The organism is Saccharothrix sp. NPDC042600, assembly GCF_040647305.1.
Taxonomy (GTDB): Bacteria; Actinomycetota; Actinomycetes; order Mycobacteriales; family Pseudonocardiaceae; genus Actinosynnema; species Actinosynnema mutabilis.
In genome coordinates this window covers 21,708-38,010 of record NZ_JBEZBW010000050.1, presented here as the reverse complement: position 1 = coordinate 38,010, position 16,303 = coordinate 21,708, and the positions used below count along the sequence as shown (strand labels likewise).

The window sequence follows — 16,303 nt, the reverse complement described above, 5'->3', positions numbered from 1 at the left end:
AACCGCCGATCTGTTGCTTTCGGCAGGTCAGAGCACCCACCGCAACACCCGCAACGGCACGTGTCGCACCGCCGGCCCCAACACCCGCCACGGCCACCCCGGCACCAACGCGCAAGGCACCTCGCGCTCGACAGCCCGCACCATCGCCCGCACGCCCACGACCGGGTCCACCATCAACGGCGCGCGCAGCCCGGCGTTCATCTCCGTCCGGATGTACCCCGGCAGGATGGCGCTGACCTTGATCGGCGTCCCCAGGACGTCCGCCCGGATGCCCTCCGCCAGCGCCGACACCCCGGCCTTGGTCGCCGCGTAGGTCGTGGCGGACCCCGGCAGGCCGCGCAGGGCGCTCACCGACGACACGAGGACCAGGTGCCCGTGGCCCTGGCGGCGGAAGATCTCCATCGCCGCCTCCGCCTGGGCCGGCGCCGCGACGAAGTTGGTCTCCGCCGTGCGGCGGTTGGCGGCGAAGCCGCCGGTGCCGATCGGGCGGCCCTTGCCGATGCCCGCGTTCACGACCACCCGGTCCAGCGTCCCGAACTCCTCGGCGAACGCCCCGAACACCGCGAACACCGCGTCGTGGTCGGTCACGTCGAGCGTGCGGACGGAAGCCGGACCGGGCAAGGCCGACCGCAGCCGCTCCAGCTCCTCCGCCCGACGGGCGCACAGCGCGAGCGTCCGGCCCAGCGCGGAGAACTGCCGGGCCATCTCCGCGCCCAGACCGGCGCTGGCACCGGTGATCAGGATCGTCCTGCGCACAACACCAAGAGTAGCAACAGCTTTCTTGTCCCCCACCGACGAAAACCGGCCGCACTATTGCCCCGCGGAGCCAAGAAACGACGGCTGTCCACTCAGTACAGTCAGGCGATGGGCCGACACTGCCGGCGGGGCGCCGGGGTCGTCACGCAGGTCCGGGTGCTCACCGGGCGTTCCCTGCGCACCGCGTTCGCCGACCCGAGGCTCGTGTTCTTCGGGCTGCTGCAACCCGTCGTCATGCTGTTGCTGTTCAGCCAGGTCTTCGACGCGGTCGGCGCGCTGCCCGCGCTCCACGCCTACCACGGGTACGTCAACTACCTCCTGCCCGCCACCCTGGTCAACATCGCGCTCACGACCGCCGTCGGCACGGGCGTCGGCGCGCTGGGCGAGATCTACTCCGGCTTCGCGGCACGGCTGCGCGCCCTGCCCGTGCACCCGTTGTCGCCCTTGGTCGCCCGCACCCTCGCCGACGCGACCCGCCTGTCCACCCAACTGCTCGTGGCGACGCTGGCCGCCGTGCCGCTCCTGGGCTTCCGCCCGGCCGGGGTGACCGGGCTCGTGGCGGCGCTGGCGGTGACGGTGGTGCTGGGGTGGGCGGCGTCGTGGCTGTTCCTGGCGCTGGCGACCTGGCAGGGCAAGCCGGAGACGCTGCAGGCGGTGTCGTTCGTGGTCATGTTCCCGCTGATGTTCGGCTCCAGCGCGTACCTGCCGGTGGAGGCGATGCCCGCGTGGCTGCGGGTGTTCTCGACCGCCAACCCCGTGACGTACGCGGTGGACGCGGCCCGCGCCCTCGCCCTCGGCCGGCCCGCCGCCGGACCCGTGGCCGCCGCGCTCGGCACGGCCGCCCTGATGGCCGTCGTCGGCGGGTACGCGGCGGCGCGCAACGTCCGCCGGTCACGCGGACAGCAGTGACTCCAGCCGGTCGGCCGCCTCCCGCGCGCCGCCGGCCCGCTGGAACGACTCCCGCACCCGCTCGGCGCCGGCCCAGTACGAGGGCTCGCGCAGCACGGTGTCCACCGCGTCGCCGATGTGCGCGGCCGTGGCCCGGTTGAACCGCAACCGGATGCCCGCGCCGGCCGCCACCACCTGGTCGGCGACGATCGGCTGGTCGTCCCGGATCGGCGCGACCACCAGCGGGACGCCCTGGGCCAGCGACTCGCACACCGTGTTGTGGCCGGCGTGGCACACCACCAGGCTCGCCCGCTCCAGCAACGGCAGTTGCGGGACCTCCTCGCGGACCAGCACGTTCGCCGGCACGTCCCCGCGCAGCTCACCGCCGCGGTCCACCACCACGGCCTGCAACCACGGCCGCGGCCGCATCGCCTCGACGCACCCGCGCAGGAACCGCGACCCGGTGCTGACCGTGCCGAGGCTGACGAACACCAGCGGGCACAACGGGTCCAGCCAGTCCCACGGGAACTGCACCAGCCCCGACCGCGTGCCCCGCACCGGCCCGACCAGGTGCACCGGCTCCCCCACGTCCCCGGCGAGCAGCCCGCTGGTGAACCCGATGACCAGGTGCGGCGAGAACCGGGGGTCGGTCACCCCGGGCACGCCGACCGCGCCGCGCACCCGCGCCACCTGCTCGGCCAGCCACCCGCGCACCGCGGGCAGCCCGGCCAGCGGGTCGGTGAACTCGGCGGACGTCGTCGCCGCCGTCGCCCACGGCAGCCCCTCCCGCTCGGCCACGAACGCCCCCGCAAACGCTTGCTGGTCCACCACCAGCACGTCCGGGTGCGCGCTGCGCACCGCCCGCGCGACCCCCGGCGCCATCGACACGGCCAGCGGCACCAGCACCTCCTCCCACAGGAACCGCATCGCGGCGAACCCGCGCAACGAGTCGGGCCGGGGCGGCAGCGGCGCGGGCCCGCACGGGTGGATCGCCGCGTCCGACGGCAGCAGCCGGCCCAGCAGCCCCTCGTCGCCGGTCCACGCGACCGGGTGACCGCGGCGGCGCAGCTCGTCCGCCACGCCGATCACCGGGTGCACGTGGCCGACGAACGGCGGCACGACGAACAGGAACCCGCTCACGCCGCCCTGCGCTCCCCGTCGTGCTCCGCGACCCAGTCCAGCACCAGCTCGCGGACCGTGCGGTGCCGTTCGACCAGCACCGAGTGGTTCTGGCCCTCGATGACGACCGTGCGGCAGTTCGGCAACGCGTCCTGGACGGCGGTCAGGTCGTCTTGTTGGAACCCCTCACTGCCCACGATGGACAGGACCGGGCACCGGATGCCCCTGAGGTCCTCGGGCGAGAGCAACGGCCCGGTCGGCACCTCTTCCACGATGGTGGTGGACCGGATGATGCCGTGCGCGGCGCGCGCTAGCTTGGCGTGGTGGTTGCCGAAGGTCTCGGCGAGCCAGCGCAGGTTCTCCTCCTTGCCCATCTCGTCCACCACGTTGACCAGCGTGCGCCCCATCTTGTCCGCCCACGGCCCGGTCGCGGGCTCGGCCTCGATGGACACGATGCTGCGCACCCGGTGCGGGTGGGCGGCGGCGAAGCTGAACGCGATCGTGCCGCCGAAGCTGTTGCCCACCAGGTGCACCGGCCGGTCCACGCCCAGGCCGTCGAGCAGCGCGCCGAGGTCGGACACGAAGTCCTCCACCGTGTAGCCGGTGGGCGGGCGTTCGGTGCGGCCGTGCGCGCGCAGGTCGTAGGTGAGCACGTCGATGCCGGCCGCGGACACCGGCGCGGCGAGCGTGAGGTAGAAGCTGGCGAGGCTGTCGTAGCCCAGGCCGTGCACGAACACCGCGACCGGCGGCTCGCCGACCGGGTCCTTGGCGGCCATGCGCTGGTAGTGCGTGCGCAGCCCGTTGACGTCGAGGACGGCCACCTAGCCCACCCGCGCGATCACGAAGTCGGCCAGGTCGCCCACGGTCAGCGCGATCACGCCGTCGAGGTCCAGCTCGGCCAGGTAGGCGGCCAGGTTGACGTGCTCGCCGTAGCGCTCGACCAGCAACGACCCCAGCGTCACCAGGTCGATGCTCTCCAGGCCGAGGTCGTCGTGGAAGCTCGTCTCGCGGGTGATCTCCAGGTCGTCGAGCCCGTACTGGTCGAGCACCCGGACCAGCATCGAACGCAGCTCGTCCAGGACGGTGGTCGTGGTCATGCGATGTCCTTCCCCTGCTGGTGAACGAGCTCGGCGCACGCGCTCCAGGCGACCGCGCCGGCGGGTGAGCGCAGGACGGTGACCGCCACCGGCGGCAGGGCCAGGCCGTGCAGGCCGTGCGCGGTGAACCGGTCGCCGTCCCGCCGGACGCGGATCTCGGCCGGGAACAGCGGCGGCGCGCCGTCCCGCCACAGCGCTCCGCGCACGGCGTCCTTCACCGCGACGCGGGCGGCCAGCCAGTCGCGGCGGTGGGTGGGCGGGCACCGCTCGTACTCGGCGCGTTCGGCCGCGCCGCAGTACTTGTGGAGGTAGAACTCGCGGGAGGCCAGGCTCCAGCGGTCCACGAACAGCCACCAGCCGTCCCCGGTGGGCCGCGACAGCGTGCTGTTCTCGGGGAACCGGTGCACCGCGCCGCCGTCCGCGCCGCCGTCGAAGCGGTGGTCGGTCCAGCCGGTGATCGCGATGACCAGTTCGCCGTCCCGGATGACCTGGGCGTCGGCGCGGACGGTGTCCTCGGTCAGCTCGGTGACCCGGACCATGCAGTCCACTGTGGACCCGACGGGTGGTTCGGTGGTGTGCCAGCGGATGTGGTCGATGCCCCGGGGGAACGCGATCCAGCGGGCCGGGTGGCGTTCGACCAGCCAGTGGCCGAGGAGTTGGCCGACGTTGTCCAGCAGCGCGCCGGGCGCGCCGGGCACCGTGATCCGGCCGCGGATCGAGCGTTCGCCGAGGGCGACCGTGCGGGTCAGGCCGCGGTAGGACGGGCCGTGGAACAGCCAGCGCTCGTCGTAGAGGCGGTGCGCGGGCAGGACCGGTTCCTGCTCGTCGTGCGGGATGTCCCACGGGCGCGGGGCGGGCGGGTGGCGGTGGGCCGTGGTGACGGCGGCGTCGGCGTGGTCGCCGAGCTTGGCGTGTCCGTCCGTTGTGGACAGCCGAACGCGGTGGCCGGGTGCGGCGACCAGCCAGCGGTGGAAGCGGACGTCCCGCAGGTCGGTGACGACCCGGCCGGGTGCGGCCCGTCCCGCCGCGTCGACCAGGTGCGCGATCATGGTCGTCGCGGGCATGACGGGCCGCAGGTCCGACTCGTCCGGCCAGCCGGGGCGCTGGTGGGCGAAGCAGTGGTCGAGCAGGTGCGGCATGGCCGCGGTGGACACCTCGATCTTCCGCTGGGCGTCGAGCACGGCGGCGACGGCCGCCTCCGCTTCGCGCAGCACCGCCTGGAACTCGGCCAGCGCGCCGCGGGGTCGCGGGGCCGGGTCCAGGGCACTGAAGTCCGGGTGGTGGCCTTCCACCCACAGCGCGGTGGCGACCCGGCGGAGCTGCTCGACCCCGGACCGGTGCGGCGAGTTGGCGGCGACGGCGAGGTGGTCGCGGTCGCGCAGGGTGTCGGCGACCAGCGAGGTGAGCGTGCCGGGCCCGGCCTGGACGAACGCGCGGAACCCGGCGTCGTGCAGGGCGCGCAGCAGGGTGGCGAAGCGGACCGGTTCGAGCAGGTGGCGGCGGCACAGGTCGCGCACGGCGGGTTCGGCGGCGGGGAACGGGCTCGCCGTGGTGGCCGACCAGACCGGGGTGTGCGGCGGGTGCAGGGGCAGCTTGGGGATGGGGAACTGCTCCAGGTACGGCTCCAGCACGGGTGTGTGGAAGCCGGAGCGGAACGGCAGGACCTGGCAGATGACGGCCTTGCGCCGGTGGTGCTCGGTCAGTTCGGCGATCTCGTCGGCCGGTCCGCACACCACGGTCTGGTTGGCGGAGTTCTCGTGCGAGACGACGACGTTGGGCCAGCGCAGTTCGACCTGGGGCAGCGGGCAGCCCAGCACCGCGAACTCGACGCCGGGGACGCGCAGGGCGTCCAGGTCGGCGTGCCCCAGCAGCTCGTGCAGCTCGGCGTTGTCGAACAGGCCGCCGGACGCCATCGCGCTCCACTCGCCGACGCTGTGCCCGGCGACGGCGTCGGGTCGGATGCCGGTGCGCCGCAGCGCTTCGTCGATGATCCTGTTCACGGTCAGCACGGCCGCCGCGTGCCGCCCGACGGTGTCGGTGCGCGGGTCGAGGGGGTGGTCGGTCAGGTCCTCGACGCGCGGCTTGAACTCCGCCTCCAGGCCGGGGAACAGGAAGACGACCCCGCCGCGCAGCGGTTCCGGGCTGAACCAGATGTCGTCGCGGCCCCGCCACGGCCGTCCCCGGCGGGCGACCTCCTCGGCGCGCTGGAGGCGTTCGGGCGTGGGGTTGACGACGCCGAGGCGGCCGGTGGCCCCGTACTCGCGCAGGACGACACCGGTCATGACCACTCCGAGGCGGTGAGGACGACCGCGCCGGTCGTGCCGTTGTGCAGTTCCGCCAGCAGGGCGCGGACGCCGGCGGCCGGGTCGATGACGGCGATGCCGCGTTCGGCGTAGGCGTTGGCGAGTTCTTCGGTGACCATGCCGGTATCCGGCGACCACGGTCCCCAGTGGACGGTCAGGGCACCGGTGCCGCCGAGTGCTTCCAGGGCGTCGTTGGCGGCGGCGTAGTCGGTCTGGCCCCGGTTGCCGGCGGCGGCGGAGATGCTGCCGAAGAAGACGGTGAAGCGGGGCGGGGTGGGCAGGTCGCGGAGTTCGTCGAGGAGAGCCTTCGCGCCTTCGACCTTGGTGGCGTGGACGCGGGCGAACGACTCGGGGTCCTTGTCGACGGCCAACCGGTCCTCGATGACACCGGCCGCGTACACGACGCCGTCGAGGCGGCCGTGCTCGGCGTGGACCTCCTTGACCAGGCGGCGCAGGGCGGCGGTGTCGCGGACGTCGAGCCGGTGGTGGGTGGCGCGGTCGCCGAGGTGGTCGAGGGTGGCCCGGACCTCCCGGGCGGCCAGGACGCGGCGGGCCTCGCGGTCGATGTGCTGGGGTGGGGTGCCGGTGCGGGCGAAGTGGGCGCGCAGGGTCGGGAGGTCGCCCTCGGGTTCGGCGCCGGTGGCGGGGGCGGTGCGACCGACGAGGACGAGCCGGCACCCGAACGCCTTGGCCACCTCCGCCGTGATGCCGCGCGCGCCGCCGATGAGCAGGACGACGGCGTCCGGGTCGAGCACCCGCCGGCCGCGGTCGGGTGCCTCCTCTGTCGTGGGCAGGTCGCGCGGGGCCAGGCGGAGGGCGCGCCTCGCGTTGTCGTCCCCCGTGATGATCACCGGTTCGTCGCGCGGGGTGGCGGCTTCGGTGGCGGCGGTGCGGGCGATGGTGTCGGGGTCGGCGGTCGGGGGGAGTTCGACCAGGCGGCAGGTGGTGTCCGGGTGCTCGCGGTGCAGGGAGCGGAAGAAGCCGCGCAGCCCGTCGCGCGACCGGCCGGGGGTGAGGGCGAGGACGCGGGAGGCGCGGGGCAGGGCGGAGCGGAACAGGTCGAAGGCGGTGGGCAGGACCGGCTCGTCCTCGAAGGCGTGCAGGGACACGACCCCGTCCACCCGGTCGAGGTGGTCCACCCGGCCCCGCCCGCTCACGACCACCGCCACCGCGCCCCGCGCGGACAACTGCCCGGCGACCTCCTCGGCCAACTCCGCCGGCCCACCCGCGACCACGAGGTGCACGCCGACCAGGGCGGTCATCGGCGATTCCGCGGCCGGCACCGGCACCTCCTCGAACCCGAACCGCCGCGGCGCGGCCACCCTCTTGGCGGGCGACGCTGGTAGATGACCGGTCAACTTGAGGTCCGTGGATAGTTGACCGGTCGGCTGGTGGGAGAGGGCCTCGGCCATCGCGGCGGCGGTGCGGGACTTGACCACGGCGGTCAGGCGGTCCCGGGCGTCGAGGTGGCCGGTCAACTCGGTCGCGATCTCGGTGCGCTTGATGGAGTCGATGCTGAGGTCGGCTTCGAGGTCGAGACCGGGGTCGATGAGGTCGGCCGGATAACCGGTGCGCCGCGCGATCACCTCGACGACAGTGGTCAGCACGTCGGCAGGACCGGCGGGACCCGCGGGCGCGGTGACGGGGGCGGGTCCGGCGGCAGGGACGACCCCAGCGGAGGCGGCACCCGCGGCGACAGCGGACCCGGCAGCAACCCCGGCGGCGGGCGCTACACCGGCGGCGGCCGTCCCAGTGGCAAGGGTGCTGTCGGGAGCGGCGGGCGGAGTCGTGGGTGAGCCCAGGTAGGAGAGCATCACGTCGCGTTGCACCGCCACGAACTCCCGGCTCGTGCGCAGGAAGTCCTCCACCAGGGCCTCCCGGTCCGGCACCGTCCGAGCCGCAGCCAGTGGCACCTGTTCAGGTGGTGCCAGGCCGCCCGGCACCACCGCGCCGTCCGCCGTTCGCACGGTCTGCCCGTCGACCACCCACCCCGGCGTCCGGGGCGCCGGCAGCCCCGACACGTCCCGCGCGCCCCGCCCGCCGAACAGCCACTCCCCCCGCACCGGCACCCCGGCCACCGCCAACCGCGCCACCGCGTGCAGCAACCCCACCAACCCCGGCCGCTCCTCCACCGCCACCACCGTGTGCGGCCGGTCGGCCAGGATCTCGCGCACCAACCCGCTCAGCACCGTCCCCGGCCCGGCCTCCACGAACACCCGCGCCCCGGCCTCGTACATGCCGAGCACCTGGTCCACGAACCGCACCGGCGCACCGACCTGGGCCGCCAGCTCACCCCGCACGTCCGAGCCGTACGGCCGCGCCCCGCGGTTGCCCCACACCGGGCGGTCGGGCGCGCCGATCCGGTGGCCGGCCAGCACAGCGGCGAAGGTGTCAACAGCGGGAGCCACCACCGGGCTGTGGAACGCGCACGCCACGGGGATCCGCTTCCCCGCGATCCCCACCGCCCGCAGAGCCGCCAGCGCACCCTCGACGTCCCGCCCCGAGACGACCACCTGCCGGGGCGCGTTGTGGTTGGCCACCACGACGTCCAACCCGGCCACCGCCGCGGTCACCGCCTCCAGCGACCCGGACACCGCGGCCATCCCACCGGGATCGGCCCCCGCCGCCGCCACGACGGCCGCCGCCCGCGCCTCGCTCACCGACAGCAACGTCGCCGCGTCGAACGCCCCCGCCGCCGCCAACGCGACCAGCTCGCCGTAGCTGTGCCCGCCGAGCATGTCCGCCTCGACCCCGAGCCGCCGCAACAGCTCGTGCACCGCCAACCCCACGGCCCCCAACGCCGGCTGCGCGACCCGCGTGTCCCGCACCCGCGCGGCGGCCGCGCGCACGTCCTCCGGCGAGAACAACGCCGGCGGGAACACGCAGTCCGGCGCCATGCGCGCGAACCGCTGCAACTCCGGGAAGGCGCAGAACAGCTCCGACAGCATCCCCGCCCGCTGGCTCCCCTGCCCCGGGAACAGCACCGCCAGCTTCCCGCCGACCCCGCCCCGGTACACGCCGTCGGCCTCGCCACCGGCCAGCACCGCCCGCAACGACCCGACCAGCTCCCCGACCGACGACGCCACCACGGCCACCGCCACCGGCCCGGCCGACAACGCCGTGAAAGCCAGGTCCCGCAACGACCACGCCCCGGTCTCGGCCAACGCCAACACCCGCGCCACGTCCCGGTCCGACGCGAACAGGAACACCTCCGCGGGCCACTGGACCAACCCGTGCCGCACCGCCGCCGCCGAAGCGTGACCGCCCAGGACGACGTGGAAGTTCGTCCCCCCGAACCCGAACGCGCTCACCCCGGCCACCCGCTCCGCCGCCGGCCGCGGCCAGGGCGTCGCCGCCCGGTGGAACACGAACGGCGAGCGGTCCGGCAGCCAGGCCGCGTTCGGCCGCTCCACGAACAGCGTCGGCGGCCGGACCCCCGCCCGCACCGCCAGCGCCGACTTGATCAACCCCGCCAGGCCGGCCGCGCACTTGGTGTGCCCGATCTGCGACTTCACCGACCCCAGCGCGCACGACCCGGGCGCCGCGCCCGCCTCGGTGAACACCTCGGTCAACGTCGCCAGCTCGGTCCGGTCGCCCACCACGGTCCCGGTCCCGTGCGCCTCCACCAGCCCCACCGCGGCCGGCGAGATCCCGGCCGACGCGTAGGCCCGCTCCAACGCCCGCCGCTGCCCGTCCGCACGCGGCGCGGTCAGCCCCAGCGCCCGGCCGTCGGACGCGCTGCCCACGCCCCGGATCACCGCGTACACCCGGTCGCCGTCCCGTTCGGCGTCGGCCAGCCGCTTGAGCACCACGCACGCCACGCCCTCGCCCAGCGCGATCCCGTCGGCCGAGGAGTCGAACGTCCGGCACCGCCCGGTCGGCGACAGCGCCCCGACCGACGCGAACAGCAGGTAGTCGTCGATGGCGTTGTGCAGGTCCGCGCCCCCGGCCAGCACCAGGTCGCTCGACCCGCCGACCAGCTCCTTGCACGCCACGTCCACCGCCGCCAGCGACGACGCGCACGCCGCGTCCACGGTGAAGTTCGCCCCGCCCAGGTCGAGCCGGTTGGCGATCCGCCCGGCGATCACGTTGGCCAGCCGCCCCGGGAAGGAGTCCTCGGTCAACGCGGGCAACTGCGCCGCCAGCGCCGCGGGCACACCATCCACATAGGACGGGAGGACCATCCGCAACGTCGTCGCGTTGGACAGGTCGCTCCCGGCCTCCGCCCCGAACACCACGCTCGCCCGCGACCGGTCGAACCCGCCGCCGCCGTACCCGGCGTCGGTCAACGCGCGCTGCGCGACCTCCAGCGCCAGCAGCTGCACGGGCTCGATCGCCGCCAGCGACGCCGGCGGGATGCCGTACTTCAACGGGTCGAACGGCACCTCGGGCAGGAAACCGCCCCACTTCGACGGCGTCCGGTCCGCGCCCTCGCCGAAGTAGGTCGCGGTGTCCCAGCGCCGCTCGGGCACCTCGCCGACCGAGTCCACCCCGCCGACCACGTTGGCCCAGAACGACTCCAGGTCCGGCGCGCCGGGGAACACGCACGCCATGCCCACGATCGCCACGTCCACCGGCCCGCCGCGCCGCGCCGGCCGCTCGGTGAGCCCCAGTTCGTGCCGCACCCGCGCGGCCCGCGTCGCGCGGAACTCCTCCGCCGCCGCGGTCACCGACGCGTGCAGCTCCGCGACCGTGGTCACCGACGACCGCAGCACCGCGACCTGCCCGGCCATGAACAACCCGGACGCCACCTGCTCCTCGTCCGACACCGCTTCGAGCCCGGACCCGGTGCGCCGCAACCCCTTGCTGGCCACCCGCAGCCGCCCGGCGTTGAGCCGCTCCAGCCGCGCCCACGCCTCCCGGTCGCCGGACAGCCCGGCCGCCACCGCCCGGAACTCCGCCGTGTACGGGCTGGGCACGCACCGCGTGACGTGGCCGGGCGCGGTCTCCAGCAACTCGGTCGCCGACGCCGCCACCACCTGCCGCTGGAACCCGGGCAGCACCGCGCCGCACGTCACGGCCTCGGCGGTGAACAGGTACGACGTGCCCATCAGCACGCCCACCCCGACCCCGCGCCGCGCCAACGGCTCGGCCAGCGCCGCCACCGCCGCCGCCGACCGCGCGTCGTGCACCCCGCCCGCGAACAGCACCTGCACGCCGTCCGACCCGGAGTCCAGGAACTCCTCCAGCACGCCGACCTGCGCCTCCCACAACGGGAAGCTGCCCAGCGGACCCACGTGCCCGCCGCACTCCGCGCCCTCGAACACGAACCGCCGCGCGCCCGCCGCGAGGAACCCGCGGAGCAGGTCCGGCGACGGCACGTGCAGGAACGCCGCGACGCCCAGGGCCTCCAACTCCGCCGCCTGGTCGGGCAGCCCGCCGGAGATGATCGCCGCCGGCGGGCGCAGTTCGCGGATCACGTCCAGCTGCGCGGCCCGCACGGCCTCGTCGGCGAACCCGAGCACCCCGACGCCCCACGGCCGGTCGCCCAGCACCTCCCGGGTCCGGGTCATCATCTCCCGGGTCGTCTCGCCCGAGGCGAGGGCCAGCGCCAGGAACGGCAGGCCGCCCTCGCGCGCCACCGCGTCCGCGAACGCCGGCTGGTCGCTGACCCGCGTCATCGGCCCCTGCGCCACGGGCAGGTCCACGCCCAACGCCGTCGCCAGCAGCGAACCGCGGCCGAGCACCGGCCGCAGGTCGGTCCGCACCGCCTCCTCGACCGCCGACCGCACCGCCCGGACGAACCGCGGCACGCTGCCGTAGCGGGCGGCGAACCGGGGCGCGAGGAACCCCGTCGCCGCCGCCGAGGACTCCGGCAGCCCGGTCAGCTCCGCGTCCAGCACCACCCCGGCCGCGCCGCCCACGACGGCCGCCGCCGCGGTGCGCGGCCCGATCCCGCCGCGCGCCCACACCGGAACGGACAGGTCCGGCGTGCCGAGGAGCTGTTGGAGCAGGACGAACGTGCTCAGCGACCCGTCGTCGCCGCACGCCACCACGCCGTCCGCGCCGGTCTCCAGCGCCTGCGCCGGGGACGTCACCTCGGCCAGCACGAAGTGCCGGTTGGGGATGTCGGCGACCGACCACGGCGTGCCCGCGCCCAGCAGCACGACGTCCAGCCGCGCGGCGCGTTCGCCGAGCAGGTCGAGCACCTCGTCCACGGTCAGCGCGCAGCCGGCGGGCACCCGCACGCCGAACGAGACCCCGGAGGGCAGTTGCGCGAGGGCGTCCCGGGTGCGGTGGTCGCCCGGCCCGAGGTCGAGCACGCCCAACCCACCCGCACCGCTGACCGCCGCGCACAACCCGGCGTCCGGCCCGGTGGTGAGGCCGATGACCAGTTCGTCCCGCGTGCCCATCACGCCTCCCAACCAGAGAAAACCGGCATCACGCCTCCCGCTTCGCGCGCCGCCACACCCAGCCGTCCGGGTCGGCGGCCTTGCGGGCGTGCAGCTCGCCCACCTCCGGGTGCGGCAGGATCAGGAAGCGGTCGTCGGCCAGCCCCTCGACCGCCGCCTCCGCCACCTCCTCCGCGGTCAGCAGCGGCGCGTAGGCCAGCACCGCCCGCGCCGCCGGGTGACCGGCCGCGACCCCGGGCATCAGCAGGTCGGTGCGCACCCCGAGCGGGCACAGCGCCGACACCCGCACGCCCAGGTGCCCGTAGGTGAACGCCAGCCACTCGGCCAGCCCGACCGCCGCGTGCTTGGTCACCGAGTACGGCGCGTCGCCGGGCAGCCCCAGCAGTCCCACGGCGGACGCCGTGATCAGCAGGCGCCCGCCGTGCCGCCGCGCCATCCCGGGCAGCACCGCCTGGGCCAGGTACACGTGCGCCATCACGTTCACCGCCCACGACCGCGCCCAGTCCTGGTCGCCGGCGTGGACACCCGCCCCGGTCGCGACACCGGCGTTGGAGCACACCACGTCCAGCGGCCCGAACTCCCGCTCCGCCACGGACACCAGCGCCCGGGACTGCTCCTTGTCGCCCACGTCCGCGCACACGTCCACGGCGTCCACGCCCAGCGCCCGCACCTGCGCGGCGACCCGCGCGGCGGCCGCGCCGTCGAGGTCGGCCACGACCAGCCCGCGCGGCCCCTCGGCCGCGAACCGCAGCGCCATCGCCGCGCCGATGCCGCGCCCCGCACCCGTGACGACCACGGCTTTGCCCCGGAATTCCATGCCGCCTCACAGGTGTTTCCCGCCCGGACCGGGCCGAAGTTATGGCCGCCCGCGCGAGGGGGTCAAGGTCGGTTGGAAAATTCGCCCGAAGACGAGTGTTACGACCTCGATTCTTGTCACGATGTGAGTACCGCGCCGACCACCGGCACAATCCCGATCGGCTTGTTTAGCGGATTTCGCGGTATTTGTGGAGACCTCTTGCACGTGATCTGCGCCGCTCGTTAACTTCCGCCGGGTCGGCATATTTCCGGCAGATTTCGAGGAAGGAACACCCGTGAAGTTGAAGACAATGCTGGGCGCGGGCGTGACCACCGGGCTCGTCGTGGCCGGCCTGCTGACGACCGTCGGCACGGGCTCGGCCGCGCCGGTCCAGGTGGACAAGACGCTCACGTTCACGTGTCCGTTCCCCCTGATCGGCAACCAGGTCCTCTCGACCCGGATCCGCGCCACGATCGACACCCCGACCACGGTCGGCGGCGAGCTGAAGACCACGAACTTCTCCGCCACGGTGACCGTGCCGCCGACCGCCACCCAGGGCCTGTCCCTGGTCGGCGCGGCGACGGTGGAGGGCTCCGCCGAGGCGGGCGTGACGCTGGACAACGCCGGCAGCAAGATCGACATCAAGATCCCCGGCCTGACCGTGCCGAAGACGAACGTCCCGGCCGAGGGCTCGTTCGACGTGGTCGCGAGCGGCGCGGTGCCCACCGCGGTGATCCCGAAGGCGGGCACGACCACGGTGACCGTGGGGAACTACTCCACCACCCTGACCCCGCGCAAGGCCGACGGCACCGAGACCGGCCTGGGCACGTTCACCTCGAACTGCGTCCTGGACCCGGGCCAGAACCCCGAGCTGGTGCGCTTCGACGTCGGCGGTGGCGGCCCGACCACCACCACGACCACGACCAGCACGACCACGACGACGACCACCACCAAGCCGACCACGACCACGACGACCGCGCCGCCCGGCGGGATCAAGTACTCCTACTCGCTGGCGGGCTCGTCGAACCTGAAGAACCTGGGCGGCTCGGTGGCCCTGGCCGGCAGCCTGACCGCCGACCTGGAGCTGGCGTCCGGCAAGTTCACCGCCGACCTGGCGCTCAACCCGACCTCGGGCAAGTTCACGCTGTTCGGGTTCGTGCCGGTGGAGTCGAAGGTCGAGTTCGTCAGCGAGGGCAAGACCACCGGCACCCTGGTGTCCGGCGCCATCAAGTCGAACTCGAAGGTCACCATCAAGCTGCCGCAGATCACCGTCTACGGGATCCCGATCAGCGCCGAGGCCACCTGCCAGACGGTCACCCCGTCGGACATCAACCTGGCCTCCACGCCCGGCTTCGACCCGCTCAAGGGCGGCAAGCTGACCGGCGAGTACGCGATCTCGGCGCTGAAGGGCTGCGGCTCGTTCAACGACTTCATCAGCGCGTTCACCGCCGGCACCGGCAACACGATCGACATGAACCTGACCGCCAAGACCTCCTGACGCACCTCGTACAAAGCGCTGGAGACCGCCGCGTCCGACCGCGGCGGTCTCCTTTTTGGTCACCTCCGCACGCGGAGCGTGCGGGGTCAGCAGTTGGAAGTGGCCGGGCGGCCGGCGAACCGGTCGGCGATGAAGGCCGCCGCGCCCGCGTTGCCCAGGTAGACGCCCGTGATGTGGTCGGTGTCGTACGTCTTCCAGTCCACCGCCACGCCGGCCTTGCAGTAGGTGTCGCGCAGTGCCTTGTGCTGCGCGAAGTCCACCACGTCGTCCCGGGTCCCGTGGTACTGGTGCACCGGCACGCGGACCGCCGTGCCGCCCAGCTTGTTCTCCTGCACCCGGGCCAGCCACGGGGGCGTGAGCACGGGGCTGGAGGTCGTGTACTCGGACAGCCGCTTGCCGCGGTAGTCCAGCAGCAGTTCGAGGGTGCACGCCTCGCGCCGCATCCGGGCGAACTCGGTCCGGCCGGTCTCGTTGAGGTAGTTCTCCAGGTCCAGCTCGGGGTAGGCGTTGTCCAGGCCGATCAGCGAGTAGGCCAGGAACCCGAAGCCGAGCTTGCCGTCGAGCTGCAACGACACCTGCACCAGGTCGGCCGGCACGCCGCCGCCGACCGCGCCGACCAGGTTCAGCTCCGGCGCGTACCCCGGCTGGAGCTGCGCGGCCCACAGCGAGGCGCCGCCGCCCTGCGAATAGCCCCGGAACACCACTTTCGCGTCCCGGGACAGGCCGGTCTCGGGCATCCGCTGGGCGGCCCGGACGATGTCGATGACCGCGTGCCCCTCGGACCGGCCCGTGATGTAGGTGGTCTTCGGGTCGGGGTGGTAGCCCTCGTAGTCGGTCATGACGACGGCGTAGCCCGCGCGCAGCATGTCGTTGATCGCGGGCTGCTCGTAGGAAGCGCCGATGCGTTCCATCTCCGAGGGCGTGCAGCGGAACGCGGGCCCGTACGTGCCGGAGGCGAAGGAGACGATCGGAGCAGTCGCGGGATCCACCGATCGGGGGATGAGAATCATCCCGGTGACCACGTTGGGTTGACCCAGTGCGCTGGTCGAGTGGTACATCACCTGCCAAGCGCGCACCGTTGAGGTGATGGCGCCCGCTTCCGAGGCGCGGACCCGCACGACGTCCCCCGGCGCGCCCGCCGGCAGCGGGTCCGGCGGGGTGAAGAAGGCGTCCTCGGCGGGCCCCGCGGTGGCCGGGACGTGGGCGGCCACGGCCGTGGCCAGGGCGGCGACGGCCAGAGACAATGAGAAGATCTTTCGCAAACCGGTACCTCCCAAAATGGACATCGGACAATGCACACTGCATTACCGGCGCGCGCGCAGTCCAGGACGGGGTAATGACTTGTCATGCGCGCACGGGTTCCGAAAACCGAAGTTGTGAGATCCGGACAAGAACCCCTCGTCACCCGAATGAGTGAACCATCAGGGTTACAGAAAGACTGTTTGACACACCTTGGGTGTGAATTTATCGTCAACCGGGCGAAGCCCCAGGGC

10 protein-coding genes are annotated in these 16,303 nt (G+C 73.9%); 2 read left to right on the top strand and 8 right to left on the bottom strand.

Going from position 1 to position 16,303, the window contains the following annotated elements:
* Window positions 1-27 precede the first annotated feature (27 nt).
* Window positions 28-756 (bottom strand): SDR family oxidoreductase, encoded by a 729-nt coding sequence (locus AB0A74_RS26265; protein WP_358253409.1) that lies wholly within the window; start codon window positions 754-756, stop codon window positions 28-30.
* 108 nt (window positions 757-864) lie between these two features.
* Here AB0A74_RS26265 and AB0A74_RS26260 point away from each other — a divergent pair, with 108 nt between their 5' ends.
* A complete protein-coding gene (locus AB0A74_RS26260; protein ID WP_358253407.1) occupies window positions 865-1,665 on the top strand; it encodes an ABC transporter permease in 801 nt (266 codons plus the stop codon).
* On the opposite strand, the gene AB0A74_RS26255 is transcribed toward AB0A74_RS26260, so the two are convergent.
* Genes AB0A74_RS26255 through AB0A74_RS26230 form a run of 6 tightly spaced genes read right to left on the bottom strand, consistent with a single transcriptional unit; the run spans window position 1,648 to window position 13,333 of the window.
* Window positions 1,648-2,784 (bottom strand): nucleotide disphospho-sugar-binding domain-containing protein, encoded by a 1,137-nt coding sequence (locus tag AB0A74_RS26255; protein ID WP_358253405.1) that lies wholly within the window; start codon window positions 2,782-2,784, stop codon window positions 1,648-1,650. The genes AB0A74_RS26260 and AB0A74_RS26255 overlap by 18 nt on opposite strands.
* Window positions 2,781-3,584: an alpha/beta hydrolase gene (locus tag AB0A74_RS26250; protein ID WP_358253403.1), complete on the bottom strand. Its 804-nt coding sequence runs from the start codon at window positions 3,582-3,584 to the stop codon at window positions 2,781-2,783. The genes AB0A74_RS26255 and AB0A74_RS26250 overlap by 4 nt, the downstream gene beginning before the upstream one ends.
* Entirely contained in the window at window positions 3,585-3,860 is a 276-nt protein-coding gene (locus AB0A74_RS26245; RefSeq protein ID WP_343935024.1) for a phosphopantetheine-binding protein, read from the bottom strand. It lies immediately after the preceding gene.
* A complete protein-coding gene (locus AB0A74_RS26240) occupies window positions 3,857-6,142 on the bottom strand; it encodes an acyltransferase domain-containing protein (protein ID WP_358253401.1) in 2,286 nt (761 codons plus the stop codon). Before AB0A74_RS26240 ends, AB0A74_RS26245 begins: the two co-directional genes overlap by 4 nt.
* Window positions 6,139-12,516, bottom strand: a complete 6,378-nt coding sequence (locus tag AB0A74_RS26235; RefSeq protein ID WP_358253400.1) for an SDR family oxidoreductase — start codon at window positions 12,514-12,516, stop codon at window positions 6,139-6,141. The genes AB0A74_RS26240 and AB0A74_RS26235 overlap by 4 nt, the downstream gene beginning before the upstream one ends.
* A 28-nt stretch (window positions 12,517-12,544) precedes the next feature.
* On the bottom strand, window positions 12,545-13,333 hold the full coding sequence (locus tag AB0A74_RS26230) for an SDR family oxidoreductase (protein ID WP_358253399.1): 789 nt from the start codon (window positions 13,331-13,333) through the stop codon (window positions 12,545-12,547).
* A 274-nt stretch (window positions 13,334-13,607) separates the two neighbouring features.
* Here AB0A74_RS26230 and AB0A74_RS26225 point away from each other — a divergent pair, with 274 nt between their 5' ends.
* Window positions 13,608-14,810 carry a DUF6801 domain-containing protein gene (locus AB0A74_RS26225; RefSeq protein WP_358253397.1) on the top strand — a complete coding sequence of 401 codons (1,203 nt, stop codon included), beginning with the start codon at window positions 13,608-13,610 and terminating at the stop codon, window positions 14,808-14,810.
* Window positions 14,811-14,896: 86 nt separating this feature from the next.
* Here the strand turns inward: AB0A74_RS26225 and AB0A74_RS26220 are convergent, their stop codons facing one another.
* A complete protein-coding gene (locus AB0A74_RS26220) occupies window positions 14,897-16,054 on the bottom strand; it encodes a lipase family protein (RefSeq protein ID WP_358253395.1) in 1,158 nt (385 codons plus the stop codon).
* Between the last annotated feature and the right edge of the window lie 249 nt (window positions 16,055-16,303).